The 20,705-nt window shown below is 60.5% G+C and carries 20 protein-coding genes and 1 tRNA gene; 8 read left to right on the top strand and 13 right to left on the bottom strand.

All coding sequences use genetic code 11. The features are described 5' to 3' along the window. Positions 1 to 67: 67 nt before the first annotated feature. Complete coding sequence (locus BG455_RS05085; protein WP_170124693.1) at positions 68 to 685, bottom strand: peptidylprolyl isomerase; 618 nt, start codon at positions 683 to 685, stop codon at positions 68 to 70. Further along, positions 675 to 1,181, bottom strand: a complete 507-nt coding sequence (locus tag BG455_RS05080; RefSeq protein WP_071468884.1) for a peptidylprolyl isomerase — start codon at positions 1,179 to 1,181, stop codon at positions 675 to 677. Before BG455_RS05080 ends, BG455_RS05085 begins: the two co-directional genes overlap by 11 nt. 141 nt (positions 1,182 to 1,322) lie before the next feature. Here BG455_RS05080 and BG455_RS05075 point away from each other — a divergent pair, with 141 nt between their 5' ends. The 4 genes from BG455_RS05075 (at position 1,323) to BG455_RS05060 (ending at position 3,704) form a co-directional block, all read left to right on the top strand. Further along, positions 1,323 to 2,516, top strand: a complete 1,194-nt coding sequence (locus BG455_RS05075) for a phosphoglycerate kinase (RefSeq protein WP_071468883.1) — start codon at positions 1,323 to 1,325, stop codon at positions 2,514 to 2,516. Between the two features lie 6 nt (positions 2,517 to 2,522). Beyond that, the gene (locus BG455_RS05070; RefSeq protein WP_071468882.1) at positions 2,523 to 2,738 is read left to right on the top strand and encodes a hypothetical protein; all 216 of its coding nucleotides are present in this window, start codon (positions 2,523 to 2,525) and stop codon (positions 2,736 to 2,738) included. A 101-nt stretch (positions 2,739 to 2,839) separates the two neighbouring features. After that, a complete protein-coding gene (locus tag BG455_RS05065) occupies positions 2,840 to 3,136 on the top strand; it encodes an FtsB family cell division protein (RefSeq protein WP_071468881.1) in 297 nt (98 codons plus the stop codon). A 325-nt stretch (positions 3,137 to 3,461) separates the two neighbouring features. Beyond that, entirely contained in the window at positions 3,462 to 3,704 is a 243-nt protein-coding gene (locus BG455_RS05060) for a hypothetical protein (protein ID WP_071468880.1), read from the top strand. 126 nt (positions 3,705 to 3,830) lie between these two features. On the opposite strand, the gene cueR is transcribed toward BG455_RS05060, so the two are convergent. The 5 genes from cueR to BG455_RS05035 all read right to left on the bottom strand — a co-directional run bounded on the left by cueR (position 3,831) and on the right by BG455_RS05035 (position 10,578). Then, positions 3,831 to 4,214, bottom strand: coding sequence for a Cu(I)-responsive transcriptional regulator (gene cueR, locus BG455_RS05055; protein WP_071468879.1), 384 nt, complete (start codon positions 4,212 to 4,214; stop codon positions 3,831 to 3,833). Next, positions 4,211 to 6,691: a heavy metal translocating P-type ATPase gene (locus BG455_RS05050; protein WP_071468878.1), complete on the bottom strand. Its 2,481-nt coding sequence runs from the start codon at positions 6,689 to 6,691 to the stop codon at positions 4,211 to 4,213. Before BG455_RS05050 ends, cueR begins: the two co-directional genes overlap by 4 nt. A 98-nt stretch (positions 6,692 to 6,789) precedes the next feature. Continuing rightward, positions 6,790 to 8,328 carry an FAD-binding domain-containing protein gene (locus tag BG455_RS05045; RefSeq protein ID WP_071468877.1) on the bottom strand — a complete coding sequence of 513 codons (1,539 nt, stop codon included), beginning with the start codon at positions 8,326 to 8,328 and terminating at the stop codon, positions 6,790 to 6,792. Between the two features lie 77 nt (positions 8,329 to 8,405). Further along, positions 8,406 to 9,581, bottom strand: coding sequence for an acetyl-CoA C-acyltransferase family protein (locus BG455_RS05040; protein WP_071468876.1), 1,176 nt, complete (start codon positions 9,579 to 9,581; stop codon positions 8,406 to 8,408). A 442-nt stretch (positions 9,582 to 10,023) separates the two neighbouring features. Beyond that, entirely contained in the window at positions 10,024 to 10,578 is a 555-nt protein-coding gene (locus tag BG455_RS05035; protein WP_071468875.1) for a gamma-glutamylcyclotransferase, read from the bottom strand. Between the two features lie 68 nt (positions 10,579 to 10,646). Between BG455_RS05035 and BG455_RS05030 the strand changes: the two genes are divergently transcribed. Further along, entirely contained in the window at positions 10,647 to 11,597 is a 951-nt protein-coding gene (locus BG455_RS05030; RefSeq protein ID WP_071468874.1) for a DUF2125 domain-containing protein, read from the top strand. On the opposite strand, the gene BG455_RS05025 is transcribed toward BG455_RS05030, so the two are convergent. Further along, on the bottom strand, positions 11,547 to 11,948 hold the full coding sequence (locus BG455_RS05025) for a VanZ family protein (RefSeq protein ID WP_245735480.1): 402 nt from the start codon (positions 11,946 to 11,948) through the stop codon (positions 11,547 to 11,549). The genes BG455_RS05030 and BG455_RS05025 overlap by 51 nt on opposite strands. 54 nt (positions 11,949 to 12,002) lie before the next feature. Continuing rightward, positions 12,003 to 12,857, bottom strand: a complete 855-nt coding sequence (locus BG455_RS05020) for an RNA polymerase factor sigma-32 (protein ID WP_071468873.1) — start codon at positions 12,855 to 12,857, stop codon at positions 12,003 to 12,005. 12 nt (positions 12,858 to 12,869) lie between these two features. Between BG455_RS05020 and BG455_RS05015 the strand changes: the two genes are divergently transcribed. Further along, the gene (locus BG455_RS05015) at positions 12,870 to 13,562 is read left to right on the top strand and encodes a MarR family winged helix-turn-helix transcriptional regulator (protein ID WP_245735479.1); all 693 of its coding nucleotides are present in this window, start codon (positions 12,870 to 12,872) and stop codon (positions 13,560 to 13,562) included. A gap of 80 nt (positions 13,563 to 13,642) precedes the next feature. Here BG455_RS05015 and BG455_RS05010 read toward each other — a convergent pair whose 3' ends face one another. Further along, complete coding sequence (locus tag BG455_RS05010; protein ID WP_071469131.1) at positions 13,643 to 16,585, bottom strand: valine--tRNA ligase; 2,943 nt, start codon at positions 16,583 to 16,585, stop codon at positions 13,643 to 13,645. Positions 16,586 to 16,709: 124 nt separating this feature from the next. Then, the gene (locus tag BG455_RS05005; RefSeq protein WP_245735478.1) at positions 16,710 to 17,738 is read right to left on the bottom strand and encodes a LacI family DNA-binding transcriptional regulator; all 1,029 of its coding nucleotides are present in this window, start codon (positions 17,736 to 17,738) and stop codon (positions 16,710 to 16,712) included. Between the two features lie 133 nt (positions 17,739 to 17,871). Here BG455_RS05005 and BG455_RS05000 point away from each other — a divergent pair. Beyond that, positions 17,872 to 17,948, top strand: a tRNA-Arg gene (locus BG455_RS05000). Between the two features lie 190 nt (positions 17,949 to 18,138). Here BG455_RS05000 and ppk2 read toward each other — a convergent pair. Both ppk2 and BG455_RS04990 read right to left on the bottom strand, forming a co-directional pair. Beyond that, the gene (gene ppk2 / locus BG455_RS04995) at positions 18,139 to 19,203 is read right to left on the bottom strand and encodes a polyphosphate kinase 2 (RefSeq protein WP_245735477.1); all 1,065 of its coding nucleotides are present in this window, start codon (positions 19,201 to 19,203) and stop codon (positions 18,139 to 18,141) included. A 55-nt stretch (positions 19,204 to 19,258) separates the two neighbouring features. Then, positions 19,259 to 19,711 (bottom strand): DMT family transporter, encoded by a 453-nt coding sequence (locus tag BG455_RS04990; RefSeq protein ID WP_084386160.1) that lies wholly within the window; start codon positions 19,709 to 19,711, stop codon positions 19,259 to 19,261. 120 nt (positions 19,712 to 19,831) lie between these two features. Between BG455_RS04990 and BG455_RS04985 the strand changes: the two genes are divergently transcribed. Beyond that, the gene (locus tag BG455_RS04985) at positions 19,832 to 20,683 is read left to right on the top strand and encodes an SDR family oxidoreductase (protein ID WP_071469128.1); all 852 of its coding nucleotides are present in this window, start codon (positions 19,832 to 19,834) and stop codon (positions 20,681 to 20,683) included. The last annotated feature ends 22 nt before the right edge of the window (positions 20,684 to 20,705 follow it).

The raw sequence follows: 20,705 nt of genomic DNA, 5'->3' as shown, positions 1-20,705 counted from the left end.
ACGCTCGGCACGCCGATCTGAGAGCGAAAGCAAAAGGCCGGGGCAAATGCCCCGGCCTTTTTCCTGTTCAGCGTTCAATGGTGACGCGTTCCATCCGGTCAGGTTCGCCAATGACCGCGCCATTGCCGCCTGTGCCGCGTTTGATCGCGTCCAGCACGTCATAACCCTCGATCAGCTGACCCACGACAGTATATTGCCCGTCCAGATGTGGTGCGGGCGCGAACATGATGAAAAACTGGCTGTTCGCACTGTTAGGGCTTTGCGAACGCGCCATGCCAACAACACCACGTTCAAACGACTGGTCGTTGAATTCGGCTTCCAGATTCGGCATGTCGGATGCGCCGGTGCCCCACATGCGCGGGTTTCCGTCAGGCCGGCCATGCTGCACATCGCCCGTCTGCGCCATGAACCCTTCGATCACGCGGTGGAACACCACGCCATCATACGCGCCCTGTTCGGCCAATGTGACAATCCGTTCAACATGATTGGGTGCCAGATCGTCGCGCAGCGCGATGCGCATTGTGCCCGACGCCTCGCCTGCGGTTTCAATCACCATCACAGGGCCAGAGTGATCTTCGGGAACAGCGGTGTCGGCGTTCACGCTCATGACATTCAGATAGGATGCGCCCAGAATACCAACGCCAAGCGCAAAGATACCCGCGAAGATGACTTTATCACGCATCAGCCGCAACCTTGACGCTGATCATCTTGTCAGGGTTTGCAGGCGGCTCGCCACGGGTGATGCTGTCAACATGCTCCATCCCCGAAATCACGCGGCCATAGACGGTGTATTGGCGGTTCAGGAAATGGTTGTCGCCAAAGTTGATGAAGAACTGGCTGTTGGCGCTGTCAGGATTTTGCGAGCGCGCGGCCCCCAACGTTCCCCGATCATGCGGCACGCCCGAAAACTCTGCCTTCAGGTTTGGCAGGTCCGACCCGCCGGTACCGGCGCGACGAATGTCGAAATCTTTTTCGGTGTTGCCATTGGCCACATCGCCCGTCTGCGCCATGAACCCTTCGATCACGCGGTGAAAAACGACATTGTCATAGGCACCGGCGCGGGCCAGTTCCTTCATGCGTGCGCAATGGCCCGGCGCGATATCGGGCAGCAGCTCGATTGCGACAGTGCCGGATTTCAGCTCTATCAGAATGGTGTTTTCGGGGTCTTTGATCTCGGCCATGTGGCGCTCCTGTACTCTTCAATGACGCGCAGTCTACTGTGCCGCGCCGCGCAGGAAAACCCCTGTTGACGCCGCAGCCCATTGACCCTGCCCATGGATTCGCGCGACATAGCGTCAGAGTTGGTGGAAAGGTGGAGTGCTATGGCGTTCAAGACACTTGATGACATGGAGTTCGCGGGCAAAACGGCATTGGTGCGCGTGGATATCAATGTGCCTGTTGAAAACGGCACCGTCACCGATGCCACGCGGATCGCGCGGATCGTCCCAACCATCCGCCACATTACCAAGGCGGGGGGTAAAGTTGTGTTGCTGGCCCATTTCGGCCGCCCCAAGGGCGTGCGCGTGCCTGAAATGTCGCTATCGGTGGTGCTGCCCGCGCTGGAAGCAGCGCTTGGGCAGCCTGTGGCCTTTGCCGAGGATTGCATTGGCGGTCCTGCCAAAAAAGTTGTCGGCGCGATGGAAGCAGGCGATGTGGCCTTGCTGGAAAATACGCGCTTTCACGCGGGCGAAGAGAAGAATGACAAATTGCTGGCAGCCTCGATGGCGGCTTTGGGCGATTTTTATGTGAATGACGCGTTTTCAGCCGCGCATCGCGCCCATGCCTCGACCGAGGGGATTGCCCATCTGCGCCCTGCCTGTGCGGGGCGGCTGATGGAAGCGGAACTCAAGGCGCTGGAAGCGGCCCTAGAGGCCCCTGCCCGTCCGGTTGCCGCAGTGGTGGGCGGGGCGAAAGTGTCCAGCAAGCTGGAACTGCTGGCCAACCTTATTAAAAAGGTCGATCACCTGATCATCGGTGGCGGCATGGCAAACACCTTTCTGGTGGCCAAGGGGCTGGAGATCGGCACCTCTCTGGCCGAGCGCGACATGGCCGACACGGCGCGCGAGATCATGGACAAGGCGCAGGAAGCAGGGTGCACCCTGCATCTGCCGGTTGATATTGTGGTTGCGCGCGAATTTGCCGCCCATGCCCCGCATGAGGTACTGCCAGCCGATCACTGCCCGGCAGATGCGATGATCCTTGACGCAGGCCCAGACAGTGTGGCCGCGATTGCAGAGGTGTTTGCACAATGCCGCACGCTGGTGTGGAATGGCCCCTTGGGCGCATTCGAGATTGCGCCTTTCGACGCCGCGACCAATGCCGCAGCACTAGAGGCCGCGCGTTTGACCCAAGACGGCAAGCTGACTTCGGTTGCAGGTGGCGGCGACACAGTGGCCGCGCTGAACAAGGCCGGTGCCGGCGCGGGCTTTAGCTATATCTCGACCGCGGGCGGCGCGTTTCTGGAATGGATGGAAGGCAAGACACTGCCCGGTGTCGCCGCCCTTGAAAAAGAGTAACGATATATGGACGCATTGATCTGGATCGGGGCCGCGATTTCGCTGGCCGGTGTCGCTGGCCTTGGCTGGTGCATTGTCTATGTCATGAAGCTGCGCAAGCAGGTGTTGGACGACACCGAAATGCGCGCCCGCATGCAAAAGGCCGTCATCATGAATTTCGGCGCGCTGGCAATCTCGACCCTGGGCCTGATGATGGTGGTTGTCGGGATTTTTCTGGGCTGAGGCCGTGAAAATTGCCATCACAGGATTCCCACCGCCGGATTCCTGTGGCATACTGTAACAAAATAGCGCCGCAAACGGCACAAGGCAGTACAGGCAGAGACATGAAGCGCAGCACACCGGCGATTGGCCCGTTGTTTTACTTTGGCACTGCAATCGTCTTGGGATTGTATTTTACCTTTGCCGCTGTGCAGGGCGCGTTCGGGCTGTTCAACCGTGTGCAGATCGAGGCTGAAATCACCGGCCTGCAAGCCCAACGCGACAGGCTGCGTGTGGAACTGGCCGAAGTCGAGAACCGCACGCGGCGTCTGTCGGATGATTTTCTGGACCTTGATTTGCTGGATGAACGCGCACGCTCTGTTCTGGGGCTGGCGCGGCCCGATGAGATTATCATCCGCTAAGCGCGGCATGTGCCGCTTGGCGCAGGGGTCTGGGAAGTTTGTTATAATGATTCAGATCATTCCGCAGCAGAGTTGATTAAAGTATAAGCAAATGCGCGGATATAGGCCGAGCAAATTCTTGGTGCTTTGACATACAGACCTTTAGCCCTGTAATTTTGTAACAAGCGTATGATTGCGATAACGAATTTGCGTTGCGGGTTGTAAGTTTCAACGCGCGTCACATATCCGTTGCAGAGCATATGCTAAGTGCATCACGATCGCGCTTTGAGCACATCAAAATTGTGGCGCAACAGTAAGCGCGCCGCCTCATGGGGGAGTTGAGGATATGTTTGACCCGGTATCATTGTGGATGCAAGGCACTGTCATGTGGATGAAAGTGTTTAAGCAGCAGCAAGAAGCCTATTTGCGCGTCTTGGGTGCCTTTGCCGAGAAACTGCCGCATGAGGGCGCGGCAGATATCGCGCGCGAGGCAGAAGCTATCAAACAAACTGTTGGCACTGTTGCAAAATCTGTAAAACCCGCGACTGCAAAACCAAAAGCGAAAGACCCTGAACTGGTCAGCGCCTAAGTCGATTTCAGGAAAAGTTGACAGAGTTTTCCGGTTAGAAATTGTGGCAAGACAAAAGCTAAAGCGTTTCGGTGTTTTAACAAAAGCCGAAATGCTTTCAGGTGCGGGGACAAACCCGCCCTGCCCTTACTGTGCAAGATCGCGCAGAATGGGGCAATCAGGCCGGTTGTCGCCTGCACAGGATTCTATCAGATCAGCCAAAGTGCTGCGCATCTGGGCCAGTTCTTCCAGTTGCTTGTCAATCCGCGCCATATGTTCGCGTGCCAGCGCTTTCACATCCGCACTTGCGCGGGTTTCGTCATTATACAGCGCCAAAAGCTGGCGGCATTCCTGCACAGAAAACCCAAGTGCGCGCGCACGCCGTAGAAATGCCAGCCTGTGCAAGTCGGATTCCGAGAAGATGCGGTAGCCGTTGGTGTCACGTCGTGGCAGGATCAGGCCAATCTCTTCGTAAAAACGAATGGTTTTCGGGGGCAGGCCCGCGCGCTTTCCGACTTCCGAGATATTCATGCTGCGGTTCCTTTCAAGCGGTGCGGTGCCATGTAGCGCAAGCGCAGCGCATTGGACAACACGCAAACCGAACTGAATGCCATAGCCCCCGCGGCCAACATTGGTGACAGCATCAGGCCGAATGCAGGATACAGCACACCGGCGGCAACGGGGATTAGCGCCGTGTTATAGGCAAAGGCCCAAAACAGGTTTTGGCGGATGTTGCGCATGGTCTGGCGCGAAACGCCAAGTGCTGTCAACACTGCCTCTGGTGCGCCGGAAATCAGCACCACATCGGCAGTTTCCACGGCCACATCGGTGCCGGTGCCGATGGCGATGCCCACATCCGCCTCGGCCAAAGCGGGCGCGTCATTTATTCCGTCGCCCACGAAAGCCAGCTTGCCCCCGCTTGCGCGCAGGTTTTGCAGGGCGTCTACCTTGCCCTTTGGCATAACCTCGGCCACGATCTCGTCAATTCCCAATTCCTGCCCGATGGCTTCTGCCGCCGCTTTCGCATCGCCCGAGATCATCGCCACGCGCACGCCTTGCGCTTTCAGCGCGGCAATCATCGCGCGCGCGCCGGGTTTCGCCTTGTCGGCCACGGCCAGCAGCGCGGCAAGCTGGCCATCAACGGCCAAGTATAGCGGGCTGCGCCCCGCCTGCGCCATGCTTTGCGCCTTGTCCGTCAGGGGGGATATATCAACCCCATCCTGCGCCATCAGCCGCGCCGCGCCCAAAAGAACCTGCTGGCCCTTGATCTGGCCCCGCACACCAAGGCCTGTAAGTGACTTGAAACCTGTAACCTCTGGCAAGGACAGGCCCTGTTCTTCGGCCTTGGTCAGAATTGCCCGCGCGATCGGGTGTTCCGAGGTTTGCTCCATCGCGGCTGCCAGCCTCAGGGCGTCTTCATTCGACCATGCAGGCGTGGTTTCCAGATCGGTCAGGATGGGGCGCCCTTCGGTCAGGGTGCCGGTTTTGTCAAAGGCCACGATCTGCACCTTGTCGAGAAGTTGCAGCGCAGTCCCCTTGCGGAACAACACGCCCAATTCCGCCGCCCGTCCCGTGCCCACCATCACAGATGTGGGCGTGGCCAAGCCCATGGCACAAGGGCAGGCAATGATCAGAACCGACACACCCGCCACCAGCGCGAATGTCAGGTCAGGCCCGAACAGCAACCAGACCAGCACTGTCAACACGGCAACCCCGATGACGACAGGGACAAACACCATTGTCACGCTGTCCACCAGCGCCTGCACCGGCAGCTTTGCCCCCTGCGCGCTTTCGACCATGCGGATGATCTGCGACAGAACTGTATCGGCCCCTGTGTGCGAAACGGTCATGCGAAACGCGCCTGCGCCATTGACCGTACCGCCGATGACCTTGGCACCTTCGTGTTTGGTAACAGGAATAGGCTCTCCGGTGATCATGCTTTCATCTATAATCGCCTCGCCTGAACTTAGCGTGCCATCGGCCGGTATCCGCTCTCCTGGGCGCAGTTGCACGATGTCGCCCGCGCGCAGATCATCAATCGAAATCTCGACCATCTGGCCCTCACGCACCACCCGCGCCACACGCGGTTGCATGCCCACCAGCCGCGCGATGGCGGCACCCGTGCGGCCCTTGGCGCGTGCCTCCAGCCAGCGGCCCAGCAGGATAAGCGTGACAATCACCGCCGCCGCCTCGAAATAGACCGCGCGGGCGGTTTCGGGCAGCAGGGCGGGCGCGAATGTGGCAATCACGGAATAGGCCCATGCCGCCAGCGTGCCGATAGCGACAAGGCTGTTCATATCCGGCGCGCCGCGCATCAATGCGGGCAGGCCGGTGGTGTAGAACCGCCGCCCCGGCCCGGCCAGCACCGCAGTTGTCAGCACAAACTGGATGATCCACAGGGTTTGCATGCCAATCTGGTGGTGCAGCCAATGGTGAAAGGCAGGCACGATATGCCCGCCCATTTCCAGAATGAACACCGGCAAGGTCAGGGCTGCCGCCAGTATCAGTGCGCCGCGCAGCCCCTGCGCTTCGGCGTGGTGGCGCATCTGGGGGTCTTCGGCTTCTGCCCCGTCGCCCAGAACTGTGGCAGGGTAGCCCGCCGCGCTGGCCGCCGCCGCCAGCGCCAAAGGGTCGCCCTGCCCTGCAATATGTTCAATCTGCGCGCGGCTGGTGGCCAGATTGACAGTTGCGCGCAGCACGCCCGGTTGCGCTTGCAAGGCTGCCTCGACGCGGCGCACGCAGGATGCGCAGCTCATTCCTTCCAGCGACAGTTCAATCTGCGACACACGCAGCGGATAACCCGCGCGCTGCATCGCTTTGCGCACTTCCTCCATATCAACCGAAGGCGAGATCATCACGCGCGCTTCATGCGTGGCAAGGTTGACAGACGGATCAGACACACCGGGAATCGCGGCAAGCGCGGTTTCCGCACGGCGCACACAGCCCGCGCAACTCATGTTTCCAAGGGGAAATCTGCGTTCTTCCAGATCATGGGCGGTGTTCGTCATTAGCATGGCTGTTCTGCATCCTTTGTCCTGCCCACGCTATATGGGGCTTCCAGCTTGTGGAAGGTCAAGGGCGAAGTTCGCGTTATTTATGCGGCGGCCTACAGATCAAGGCTCAACTGGTCTGGATGCGGTGCTTTGCGCCGCGCAAGCCGCATCGTCGCGGCGCTGGATCGGTCTGTGCCGCGCGCGCGCGAGGCGTGTTTATGCGCTACCGCCTGCGCCACATCCCGAAACCCCGATTGCTGCCGCAAGCCCCACAGCGCATCGCGCGCCCGCGCGCCTGCCTGCGCGATATCCACAACCGGCGCGGGGTAGCGCAGGCTTGCCGCCCCCTCGCCCCAAGTCCAGGGCATATGCAGATGCGCGGCAGGCACTTGCGCCAGTTCCGGCACCCAGCGGCGGATGAATTGGCCGCTTGGGTCTTGGTCGATGCTTTGCTTGATGGGGTTATAGATGCGGATCGTGTTGATTCCGGTGGTGCCAGATTGCATCTGCACCTGTGACCAGTGAATGCCCGGTTCGTAATCCGTGAACAGCCTTGCCAGCACAGGGCCGGTTGCGCGCCAGTCCAGCCACAGGTGATAGCTGGCGAATGACATCAGCATCGCGCGCATCCGGAAATTCAGCCAGCCTGTTGCGCGCAGATAGCGCATGCAGGCATCGACAAAGGGCATGCCTGTCTCGCCCCTTTCCCATGCCTGCAATAAAAGCGGGTCAGGCGCGCGGGGGCGCAGCCCTTCATGCGCGGGGTGCAGGCAACGGTGTTCGATTGCAGGTTCATCTTCCAGTTTCTGGATGAAATGATCGCGCCATGCCAGCCGCTTGGCAAAACTGTTCAGCGCCGCGTTCCAGTCGGGTGCGCCCTGATGGCTTGCACGCGCGGCCTGCCGCGCCTGCTCGACCTGCCGCACCGACAACACGCCAAGCGCCAGATAGGGCGACAGGCGCGAACAGGCGCGTTCAGCCGTCAGGGGCGAGGACATGGCCACGCGGTAACGTTCCCCGCGCACTGTCAGGAACGAGTCCATCGCGCGCTCTGCCGCGGCCCTGCTGCCGTTCTGGCGGTGCGGGCACGGGTCTGGCGCAAGGCGCAGCGCGCGGGCATCTGGCAGGCGTTCCAATGTCGGCAATTCGCGCGCAATGGGGGCAAGGGGTTGCGGCGGGTCTGCGGGGGCGCGGCGCATGAAGGCGTTGCGCTGGCCCTGCCACCCGTCCCGAGAGCGCAGCCTGCGCATAACGCCCGATTGCGGCAGTTCCTGCCACTGCACCCCCGCGCCTGACGCCCAAGCCGCCACACGTTTGTCGCGCGCATAGGTCCAGCCATTGCCGGTTTCTTCATGGCTGATCATCTGCGTGATCCGGTGCGCCTTGCACAGGCGCGCCAGTTCCGTGACCGCATCGCCCATGCGAATGATCAAGGGCTGGCCCAAACTGGCCAGATCGGCGCGCAGGCTCTCCAATGCCTCGGCTGTGAAGGCCCATTGCCGCGCCGAGGTGTCGGGCAGCGCCCAGTACTCCGGCTCGATAATATAGACCGGGAGGATATGACTGCCTGCCGCCGCCAGCGCAGGGTGATCGGACACGCGCAGATCGCGTTTGAACCAGACCAGAACCGGGGGGCAGGATAGGTGTGACATAGCCCCGATACATATCGCCTGCCCCTGTAGGGTCAAGCAATATGTTCGCTTATTGTTCCTGCGCTTTTGCCCAGCGGTCAGACCCGCTCCAACGCCAGCGCAATGCCCTGCCCGCCGCCGATGCACATGGTGACCAGCGCGCGTCTGCCCCCTGTGCGGGCCAGTTCATGCAGCGCCTTGATGGTGATGATCGCGCCGGTTGCCCCCACCGGATGCCCCAGCGCAATAGCGCCCCCGTTCGGGTTGACGCGGCTTGCGTCCAGCCCAAGGGCGGCACTGACCGCAAGCGCTTGCGCGGCAAATGCCTCGTTCGATTCGATCACGTCGAAATCGTCAACTGTCAGGCCAGTGCGCGCGCAGAGTGCTTGCACGGCAGGCACAGGGCCAATGCCCATCACCTCTGGCCGCACACCTGCATGGGCATAGCCTATGATGCGCGCAAGGGGTTTCAGCCCCGCTTTTTCCGCCGCATCCGCGCGCGCCAGCACCAGCGCCGCCGCGCCATCATTGATTCCGCTGGCATTGCCTGCGGTCACGCTGCCACCCTTTTCAAATGCAGGGCGCAGACCGGCCAGCGCGTCCAGCGTGGTGGGTTTGGGGTGCTCATCCGTGTCAAACACCACCTCGCCTTTGCGGGTTTTCAGGGTGACGGGGGTGATCTGGTCTTTGAAGCGCCCCTCGGCAATGGCCTTCGCGGCGCGGGTCTGGCTTTCCAGCGCAAAGGCATCTTGCGCCGCGCGCGTGATGTCATGCTCTCGGGCGACATTTTCCGCCGTGACACCCATATGGCCCGTGCCAAATGGACAGGTCAGCGCGCCCACCATCATGTCAACCGCGCGCGTGTCGCCCATCTTGGTGCCAAAGCGCGCGGCTTGAAGGATATGGGGGGCGCGGCTCATGCTCTCGGCCCCGCCGACCAGCGCAAAATCTGCATCCCCCAGCGCCAACGCCTGCACGCCAGAAACGATGGCCTGCACACCAGAGCCGCACAGCCGGTTCACATTCATGGCGGGCACGCTGTCGGGCACCCCTGCCCCCATCGCGGCGCGGCGGGACAGATACATGTCGGCCGGGTCTGTTGCGATAACAGTGCCAAAAACCACATGGCCAATCTGGCCTGCCTCTACGCCCGCGCGCGCCATGGCGTCGCGCGCGACAATCTGCGCCAGATCAATCGGCGGCACAGATGCAAGCCCGCCGCCGAAACTGCCAATCGCCGTGCGTGTGCCGCCCAAGATTACGATATCGTCCATAACTTCCCCCCTGATACTTTCGGCCAACCATAATACAGGCCCCCTTGCCTGACCAGCGAAACACTGCGTTGCCAATGTGTACCAGCGGCAATGCCGGACCCAACGCAAACACCCTGTCAGACATTGAAGGAGGCTCGTAAATCGGAGCAGGTGAATGACAGTTAGGAGGGCTTGCGGGACATTGGAAAGGTGACCCAAGCCGCGCAGCGTCGGGCCGTGGTGCGGCGATCCGCGCCCTCTGCTACTGTGCTTTATGCTGGCCAAATCCGCGTAAGATCAAGGCTTTGCGCCTAGCCAAGCCAAATCGCCGTGCCGGGGGACGGCCCGGCGATGCGCGGCGGCGCTACGCGCCTCGACTCCGCGCGAACTGCTGACATGTCCCGCACAGCCGCCACACCTACCACGCGCCGCCTGACAGTTGGCGAGGGTCCATTCACCAGACTCAGCGCGCAGGAAATTGCCCCCGCAACGCCCGCACCCGCGCCGCCAGCCAGTCCAGTTGTTCATCACGCAGCCCAAGCTCTGCCAGATGCGCGGCAGTGTTGAACAGATATTCGCTATTTGGGCCACGCCCGCCCACAGCACCAGCAATGATCTGCGCCTGATCTTCCAGTGACAGCCCTGCGCAATATTGATCATGTGCGCGGTCGATCACATAGGTTACCGCCTGTACCTGCCGCCCGTCGCGCAGATGCACTGGCGCGCAGGCTTCCAGATACGCCGCCGAGATCAATTCGCGCGCGCGCAAATACTCCAGGCTTTCTTCCGCGATCCGTGCCGGAATTTCAAAGGCCACGCCCTCGCATGCGCCCTGCCCCTCATCCAGCGCCAGCACCAAGCCCGGCTGTGCGACTGTGCCACGATGGTGGATGGACCGCATGCAAAAGCTGCGCTTATACCCGTCCAGCCGCGCGATCTGGCGCGAGGCAAAGGCAAAGCCCGGCTCCCATATCAAAGACCCGTATCCGAAAACCCAAATTGACTGATGCGCATGCATGTGACTGGCCCTTCCTTCGGGTTCCGATGTAAACGGAAATCTGAAAATGCGAAAGAGAGGGCCTGTGCATGCGTCTGATCCTGAAACTCTGTATTCTTGGCAGCGCAATTTTCGCGGGCTATTGGGCCATATCCGCGCATCTGATCACCAGATATGGCCCCGACATGCTTGCGCAATCGCCCCGCATCGCGGCACAGCAGGGCCATGTGCACGGGTTTCCCCTCGCCTTTCGCACCGAATTGGAAAACCTGCATGTGCAAAGCCGCGATCTGGCGATTGGCTGGCAGGTTCCCCGCATCACGCTAGAGGCGGCCAGTTATCTGCCCAACCGGATACAAGCGACAGTGTCGCCCCAGCACAGGCTGAGCTATCTGGGCACTCACATCGATCTGACCCAAGAGGGAATGCAGACAGAGCTTGTTGTCGATCATCTTCTGCGCGTCAGCATGGCTGCGTTTTCGGTTAGTTCGGCCACGGCCACCCCCGGATTTTTTCTGCGCGAAATAAGTAGCTTGAACGCAACGCTGCAAAGCACTGAGGCCGAGAGCTACCGTCTGGACCTGTCGGCCCAAGGGCTGCATCTGGCGCCCGAGCTGCGCCGCATACTGGACCCGATGGACAGCCACCCCGAACAGATCACCCATAGCGCGCTGTATGCTGATCTTGTGTTTGACGGCCCGCTTGCGCTGAACAGGCCCACAGCACAGCTGCGCCAGATCACGATCCACGACATGCAGCTTGACTGGGGTGCGCTTACAGTCTCGGGCCATGGCCAGCTTCAGCGCGCCGAATCCGGCGGGTTGGATGGCACCCTCTCGCTTGGGCTGCAAGATTGGCGCGTGTTGCATGCGATGCTGGTTCAGTCAGGCGCGCTGGACCCAGATGCCGCGATGATGGCCGGGTTTTTTCTTGGCTCTCAGGCCGAACCGGGGGGCACCGCAATCGAGTTGGTGTTCAACGTGACAGGGTCAGTAATTGCATTCGGCCCGTTTATTCTTGGCCAGTTGCCGCCCCTTTGACACGCGCGCATGCAGCCAGCGCGACACAGGAACTGCCGCCAGAACCCCCAAAGTATTGGCGATGAAATCCCCAAACTCCATCCCGCGTCCGAAATAGGGCTGGATGATCTCGATAAGGCCCCCATAGACGATGGCAACCGGCACGACCCAGACCCAGATGCGCGGCGCAACCATAAGGGCGGGTAAAACAAGAATAAAAAACAGGAAAAAATGGATGATCTTGTCCAGCCCTGTAACTTTGGGGCCAGACACCCCGGACATAGGCGCAAGCAAGGCCGCTGTGATAATCAGCGCCAGACCAGCTGAAACCGCATAGCCGATGGTTCGATTGCTTGGTCTTTTCGCTGCCACGTAAACCGCCTGTGTAAACCCTGCTGCAGGCGGTCGCATATCATGCGCTGCGGTTCAAGCCGGAATTGCCACATGCGCGGCTTGCCGCACAGCGGTGGTGATGCGCGACATGGCGCGTTCTTCCAACTGGCGCACCCGCTCTTTCGAGATGCCAAGCTCCACCCCGATTTCGGACAAGGTGCGCGGGCTGTCATGCAAATGGCGCTCGGTGATGATCCTGCGCTCGCGCTCTGGCAATTCCTGCACGGCCGAATACAGCAGCTTGCGCCGGCGCTGCGCTTCCATATCGCCCAGAACGCGGGCCTCTGTCTGAACGCTGGTATCCTCGATCGCGTCCTGCCAGTCGCGCCCGTCCTCGCCATCCGATTGAGGGGTGTTCAGCGACAAATCCTGCCCCGACATGCGCCCAAGCATGATCTCAACCTGCTCTTCGGGCACATCCAATTCGCGCGCGACAGACTGGCTCAGATTCTCGCGCCGGATTTCGCCATCATCAAGCTTCACCAAGGTTTTGCGCAGATGAAAGAACAGCTTTTTCTGCGATGCATTGGTGGCCGTGCGCACAACTGACCAGTTGCGCATGACATATTCCTGCATTGAAGCGCGTATCCACCACGCCGCATAGGTGGAAAACCGCGCGCCATTCTCGGGGTCGTATTTCTCGGCCGCGCGCATCAGGCCCAGATTGCCCTGCTGGATCAGATCGTCCAGCGGCATACCATAGCGGCGAAACCGTGTCGCAACCGAAATGGCGAGCCGCGCATAGGCCGTGATCAGCCGGTGCAACGCGGCCTCGTCGCGTTTGTCGCGCCACGCAATCGCCAGCGCATGTTCGGTTGGCGCATCCAGCATTTCGCTGGCCATGGCATCACGGATAAACCGGCTGGTGCTTGGGTCACGAGGGTGCATGGGATGTGCCTTTTGTTTCGACTCGATATAGTTTCGTTACGCTATCATTTCGCAGCAAAGCTTGTCAACGCGCTGTGGCAGGATTATCTGGGGTGTATGAACAAGGATGGCTCAAACCCTCGCGGTGATCTTGCAGATCTGATTGTGTATCTGGCCCGATTGGGCCAGTCCCAAGGGCATTGCGCCGAGAAACCGGGCGCGCACCCTGCCCTGACCGCCGCGCAATGGACCGCCTTGCGCTATTTCGCCCATGCCAACCGCTTTTCGCGCACTCCTTCGGGATTTTCGCAATTTCATGCGACCACGCGAGGAACCGCCTCGCAAACTGTGAAATCGCTGGTCACGATGGGGCTGTTGTCGCGCCGCACGCACCAGTCAGACGGGCGCAGCACGGTGCTGGATGTGACGCAGGCAGGGCATGATCTGCTGCAACATGACCCGTTGCGCGATCTGCGCCATGTGCTGTCGCAATTGCCGCAAACCTCTCAGGATATGCTGGCGCAGGCCTTGGGTCAGGCGATTTCAGATCTGGCGCAGGCCAGAGATGCGCCTGTCTTTGGCACCTGTTCGGACTGCACCCATTGCGAGATGGAAGGCAATGCCAGCTACTGCCATTGCACCCAAAGCATGCTGACCTTGCCGGACATGCGCGCCATCTGCGTAGATTTCCAGCCCGCCCGCCTGACAACCCAACCCGACAGTTAAGCTGAGGCAGGAGGGCCGCTTGGCCCGACGCGGGCGCGTCCCCCCTCGATGGGGGGCAAGCCCGCCCCCCTCTGGCCCCGTTACGCCACGCTGTCCAGTTGCGTGATGGCCGCGCGCAAGCGCGCCATTTCTTCCGTCAGAACAAGCACGCGCGCGCGCGCCTCGTCCACAACCTCATCAGGCGCGCTGGCCACGAATTTCGGGTTGCGCAAGCGCCCCTCAATTCCGCCCAGTTCCTTTTCAGCCTTGGCGCAGGTCTTCTCCAGCCGGTCGCGCTCGGCGGCGATGTCGATCACCCCTTCCAGCGGCAGGCCAAACGTGCCCCCTTCGACCGTCACAGTGATCGAGCCTTTGGGCAGGCTCCCGACTTCCTCCAGTGATGCGATTCGCGCAAGCTTTGTCACCAGCGCCATGTTGCGCGACAATGCCGCACGGCCCTGCATGTCCAGATCAAGCTGCACCATGTTCAGCTTCAACCCCACCGGCACCCGCAATTGCGCGCGCGCAGAGCGTACCCCCTCGATCAACCCGATCACCCAGCGCATTTCGCGCATGGCCTCGGCATCGACCAGCTCGGCCCCGTATTCGGGCCAGTCGGCATGGGCACACAGCTTGTCGCGCTGGCCTGTCAGCCCCCAGAGTTCTTCCGTGATAAACGGCATCATCGGGTGCAAAAGGACCATGCACTGGTCCAGCACCCATGCCATTGTCGCGCGTGTCTCGGCGGCGTCTTCGCCATCGAACAGGGGCTTGGCAAATTCCACATACCAATCACACACTTTGCCCCAGACAAAGGCATACAGCGCTTGGGCAGCGTCGTTAAACCGATATTCGGCAAGTGCCGCATCAACGGTTTCGCGCACCCGCGCGGTTTCCGCGATGATCCAGCGGTTCACAGTCGCTTGCGCGGCGGGCGGCGCGCTTTGGGTGGCATGCCCCTCCCAAACCCCGTTCATCTCGGCAAAGCGGCAGGCATTCCACAGTTTCGTGGTGAAATTCCGGTACCCCGCAATGCGTTGCGTGTCGAGTTTCAGAACACCTCCAAGGCTGGCCATCGCCGCGTTGGTGAAACGCAACGCATCCGCGCCATATTCGTCAATGATTTCCAAAGGATCGACGACATTGCCCAAGGATTTGGACATCTTCTTGCCCTTGGCATCGCGCACCAGCCCATGCAGATAGACATGGTGGAACGGGATTTGATCCACCACCGCCAGCTGCATCATCATCATGCGCGCGACCCAGAAGAACAGGATGTCCTGTCCGGTGACCAACACGCTGGTCGGGAAATACTTTTGCAGCTCATCCGTCTGCTCCGGCCATCCCAGCGTACCAATAGGCCAGAGACCAGAGGAGAACCATGTGTCGAGAACGTCGGGGTCGCGCGTCAATCTTTTACCCAGCGCCATGTCTTGCGCTTCAGTTTCAGTCGGAGCGCAGTACATTTTTCCGTCTTCGTCATACCAAACCGGAATCTGATGCCCCCACCAGAGCTGGCGCGAGATGCACCAAGGCTCGATATTCTCCAGCCAGTGGTAATAGGTCTTTTCGCCCGATTCCGGCATGATCTTCACACGACCCGAACGCACGGCGTCCAGCGCTGGCCCCACGACTTTCTCCGCATCGACAAACCACTGGTCGGTCAGCATCGGCTCGATCACAACTTTTGATCTGTCGCCAAAGGGTTGCATGATCTTCTTTTCCTCGACCAAAGGCACAGGCGCGTCCCGGACCTGATCCGGGACCTCTTGGCCGAGAGGCCCCGGCGCGGTGGCCGGGGCGGGTTTCACAGCCGCCGCGCCAAGGCGCGGGTCAGAGGCAACAGTCATCACCGCCAGCCCTTCGGCAGTGATCTCGTCAATCACCGCCTTGCGCGCGGCATAGCGGTCCAGCCCGCGCAGATGGTCGGGGACAAGGTTCAGCGCATCGGCCTCTGCCTCGGACAATGTCCGCTCGCCGCGCGCCACAGCCCCCGCAATCGCGGCAGCCTCGGCGTAAGCGGCACCATCGGCGCGCATCTGTGCGCGCGTGTCCATCAGCCGGTACATCGGAATTCCGCTGCGTTTTGCCACGCCATAGTCATTGGCATCATGCGCGCCCGTGATCTTCACGGCACCAGAGCCGAACAAGGGGTCGGGGTATTCATCGGTGATGATCGGGATTAACCGGCGGTGTTCTTTCGGCCCAACAGGGATTTCACATAGTTTGCCGACGATTGGCGCATAGCGTTCATCCGATGGATGAACCGCCACTGCGCCATCGCCCAGCATGGTTTCTGGCCGTGTCGTGGCGATGGAAATGTAATCGCGCATTTCATCAACGATTACAGCGCCTTCCTTGTCTTTCTCGATGTAGCGGTAGGTGGCGCCACCTGCCAGCGGGTATTTGAAATGCCACATATGCCCGTCCGTCTCGATATTCTCGACTTCCAGATCAGAGATCGCAGTTTCAAAATGAGGGTCCCAGTTGACCAGTCGTTTACCACGATAAATCAGACCCTTGTTATACATATCAACAAAGACCTTGATCACCGCATCGTGGAAATTCCCTTCTTCCCCCGAAGGGGCACCGGGCGCGCCCGACATGGTAAAGGCATTGCGCGACCAGTCCAGAGAACAGCCCAAGCGCTGCAACTGCCCGATGATGGTGCCGCCGGATTGCGCCTTCCACTCCCAGACTTTGGCAAGAAACGCCTCGCGGGTGAAATCGGTACGCTTTTTGCCCTCTTTGGCCAATTCGCGTTCGACCACCATCTGCGTGGCAATGCCTGCATGGTCCTGCCCGGGTTGCCAGAGCGTGTCGAAGCCCCGCATCCGGTGCCAGCGCACAAGAATATCTTGCAACGTGTTGTTGAAAGCATGGCCCATATGCAGGCTGCCGGTCACATTGGGCGGCGGGATCATGATGCTGAAGGCATCATCGCGGCGCTTGTTCGCACCTGCTGCAAATGCGCCTTCGCGGTCCCACAGGGCGACAATGCGCGCCTCGGCGGTTGTCGCGTCAAAATTCTTGTCCATCGCCATCTGTCCGGCCCCATTCATCCCAAGCGTTCGCCTGTATGTAACGCCATGGCGCAGCAAGGGAAAGCCCTTGGTCGGGCTGGCGCGCTTGGCACAGAATGGGGCCGATCAGGCGCGACGGGCAGCGCTAGCGGATCGTATCGCCACGGTTGACAATGGGCGACAATTCGATGCGTTTTCCGCCGATAATGCCGTCATCATTCTTGCCCGCCACAATCTCGGCGGCGCGCAGACCGATTTCGCGCCGGCAGGCATCGGTTGTTGCCAGGCGCAGGCGCAACCCGTCCAGCAATTCCAGCCCGTTGAAGCCCGCAAGCCCGATCTGCCCCGGCACATCCAAGCCTTTATCCAGACAATACAGCAACCCGCCTGCCCCGATCATGTCATTGGAATAATATAGAAAATCCAGATCGGGCCGCCGCGTCAGGATCGATTCGGTCATCTCTCGGCCCTTCGCCATGGAGGAGCCGCCCGCGTAATGTTCCACTTCTGCAAGATCCTGTCCTGCCTCTTTCAGGGCTTCGGTGAACCCTTCCAGCCGCTTGCGCGCGCGGTGGTCATCGGGCATTTTTGAGCCAAGAAACCCGATTTTCTTGTAACCCGCGGCAAGGATGGTCTGCGCCATTTCCCGGCCCGCCCGCCGGTGCGAAATCCCCACCATCGAATCAACCGGCTCGCCATCGATATCCATGATCTCGACAATCGGAATGCCGGAATTTGCCAGCATCGCGCGCGCCGCCTCGGTGTGTTCCAGTCCTGCCACGATCATGCCCGAGGGCCGCCATGACAGCATTTCATAAATGACATTCTCTTCGCGCTCGGCCTTGTAGTCGGTCGCACCAAAGACCGGCTGCAAACCCGAATCCTCCAGCGCGGCCGAGACACCGCCCAATACTTCGGGAAAGACCATGTTTGACAGCGATGGGATCACCACCCCCACCAGATTGACCCGCTGGCTGGCCAAGGCACCTGCGATCTTGTTGGGCACATAGCCCAGCTGCTTGGCTGCGGCGAGCACTTTTTCGCGTGTCGATACAGACACATCTGCGCGGTTCCGCAAGACCCTGCTGACGGTCATTTCACTGACACCACTGGCTTCGGACACGTCGCGCAAGGTCAGGGGGCGTTGCGCTTCTGGGGGAAGATAAGGGGGCACGAACTGAATTCCTGTCTGGCTATGAATGCCCTATGTTAGCGCCACATCTGTCACGGGCCAAGCACTTGATTTCTTGCATCACAAACCAAGGGTGACAGCCCCGCTGAAAGACGATAAAGGCTTGGCGCAAGGCGGCCCCGTGGCTCAACTGGATAGAGCAGCCCCCTCCTAAGGGGCAGGTTACAGGTTCGAATCCTGTCGGGGTCACCAGAAAAGCCGGAAATTGTGAATGGCGTCGTGAGAGCGCACGGATCAGCGGTCTTGAATGCGCAGAATGTCATGCGCTGTTTCGGGCATTCATCGAAATACCGAACAGGCTTTTGATTATCATGTAAGGGTGATCCGCGCTTGGCAGAGCGCCCGGCTTTTCAAGTGCCGGGCCACTCTCGTTGGTGCAGCGTCAGGGGTTTCCCCCCATGACGTGGTCCAACTCGACCCCCGATAACACAACATGGCTTGCGCGGCCCACGATCAGCGGATCGGGGGTTCCGATCACGCTTGTATCCTTGTCAGGGTAATCAATGGTCGAGAGAAAATGCTTCATACATTCCAGCCGCGCGCGCTTTTTGTCTTTGGATTTGATGACCGTCCAAGGCGCATCTGCCGTGTCGGTGTAGAAGAACATCGCCTCTTTCGCCTGTGTATATTCTTCCCATTTGCCAAGGCTTGCTTTGTCGATGGGCGACAATTTCCAGCGTTTCAAAGGGTCCGTCTCGCGCGAGGCGAAGCGGCGGCGTTGTTCCTCTGGTGTGACAGAGAACCAGTATTTGTAGAATTTTATGCCAGAACGGACCAGCATCCGCTCGAACTCGGGCGCCTGTCGCATGAATTCCAGATACTCGGACGGGGTGCAAAACCCCATCACCCGCTCCACGCCTGCGCGATTATACCACGAACGGTCATAGAAGACCATTTCGCCAAAGGTGGGCAGATATTCGATATAGCGCTGGAAATACCACTGCCCCAACTCTTTTTCGGATGGTTTGTTCAGCGCCACAACCCGCGCGAAACGGGGGTTCAGGTGTTCATTGAAGCGCTTGATCGTGCCGCCCTTGCCTGCTGCATCGCGCCCCTCGAACAGAAAGACAAACCGCTCTCCTGTCTCGATCGCCCATTTCTGCACTTTCAGCAATTCGGCCTGTAGCAGCGCCTTTTCAGCTTCATATGGGGCACGCGCCATCTTGTAGCGATAGGGGTAGCGGTCGGATTCGAAGAACCTGCGGATTTCCTCGGTCGTCAGGGTTGCCGGGTCTGGCTTCCAGCTATGTCCTTTGGGCGCGGTTTTCAGCCGCACGCCGGGTGCAAGATCAGCCGTCACATCTGTGACATTGCTTTGTTCCAAGCGCGTGTCTTCGCCCGCTTGCTGCGGCTGCTCTATCTCCGAGGGGGTCTGGGAAATACTCTCGGGGGCGGCATGTGCGGCATCGGGCATTGTCATCTCCTGCTTGGGGCTTGGGTCTGACATGGCATGTAACTGTTTTGTGAAAACCTGTCTTTGACACCGATCAAATGCGTCGCGCTTAGGCCGGGGGGCGTTGCGCCAGAATCACCCCAATCGCAAGCAGGACAATGCCCAGACCGCGTGTCAGATCCACCGGACGCACCCGCGCGCCAAACAGGCCGAAATGATCAATCACACTTATGGCGACAATCTGGCCCACCAGCACGAACATGACAGCATTGCCCACCCCGAACCGCGGGGCCACCCATGAAATGGACAGCAGATAAAACGCAATCAGCAGACCCGCCAGAAACAGATGTTTGGGCTGGCTTGCGATCAGGGCAAAGGCGCTGGTCTGTCCAAAAGCTGCCGCCACCAGAACAGCTGCGGTCCCGGCAATCAGGAACATCACCGCCCCTGCGGCCGCAGGCGATCCGATGCGCGCGCCCAATTGGGCATTCAACGCGGCCAGCACCGGAACACCAATGCCCGCCGCCAGCATGATCAGCGCATATTTCATGGGGTCTGGCATCATGGCGCGGGCACTCCGTGGCGTGTATGCTGCCTTATTGCCATCGCGGCCCCCTGCCCACCAGTGCAAATGCGCCTGCCCCCCTTGCGTCTATGCGCGCGCCAATGGATATTGGGGCGCATGACAGGAACACTCCTCTCCATCGGGCATGGCTACAGTGCGCAGGCGCTGGCAGACCGGCTGTTGCCAGCACGCTGGCAGATCATCGGGACCACCCGCAGCGCCGAGAACGCGAAATCTCTGGCCGCGCGCGGGATCGAGCCGCTGATATGGCCCGGCGCGCCGCTGCCTGTGGCACGCGCAACGCATCTGCTTTCATCTGTCGCACCGCGCGCGGGCGATCCGGTGATCGAGGCCATCGGCGCAGAACTGGCACAGGCGCGCCATTTGCAATGGGTGGGCTACCTTTCAACTGTTGGCGTTTATGGCGACCATGGCGGCGGCTGGGTGGATGAAGACACCCCGCCCGATTCCCCCTCAGAACGTGCAGTCGCACGCGTGCGCGCCGAAACCGCATGGCAAGAGGTCTGCGCGCGTGCCGGTGTCCGGCTACATATTTTCCGGCTGGCGGGCATTTATGGTCCCGGCCGTGGCCCGTTTGAAAAATTGCGCAGTGGCCGCGCGCAGCGTGTCATCAAACCCAACCAGTATTTTTCACGCATCCATTACGACGATATTGGCCAGGCGCTGGAACTTGCGATCCACTCGAATGTCGGGCCGCGCATCTTCAATCTATGCGACGATCATCCTGCCCCGCCCCAAGATGTGCTGGAACATGCCGCCCATCTGCTGGGCATCGCGCCACCGCCTGAAGTCAGCTTTGAAGACGCCGATCTCTCGCCCATGGCGCGCAGCTTTTATGGCGATAGCAAGCGGGTGCGCAATGACCGGATCAAGCGCGAACTTGGGTTGCAGCTGCGCTACCCCGACCACCAAAGCGGGCTTGCCGCCATCTTGAAGGCCGAAGGCTGATTGCAAAGCCGCGCGCCGCGCG

The organism is Roseinatronobacter thiooxidans (genome assembly GCF_001870675.1).
GTDB classification, from domain to species: Bacteria; Pseudomonadota; Alphaproteobacteria; order Rhodobacterales; family Rhodobacteraceae; genus Roseinatronobacter; species Roseinatronobacter thiooxidans.
Note: the sequence above shows the minus strand (reverse complement) of the source record. Positions and strands in the feature narration are given on the sequence as shown.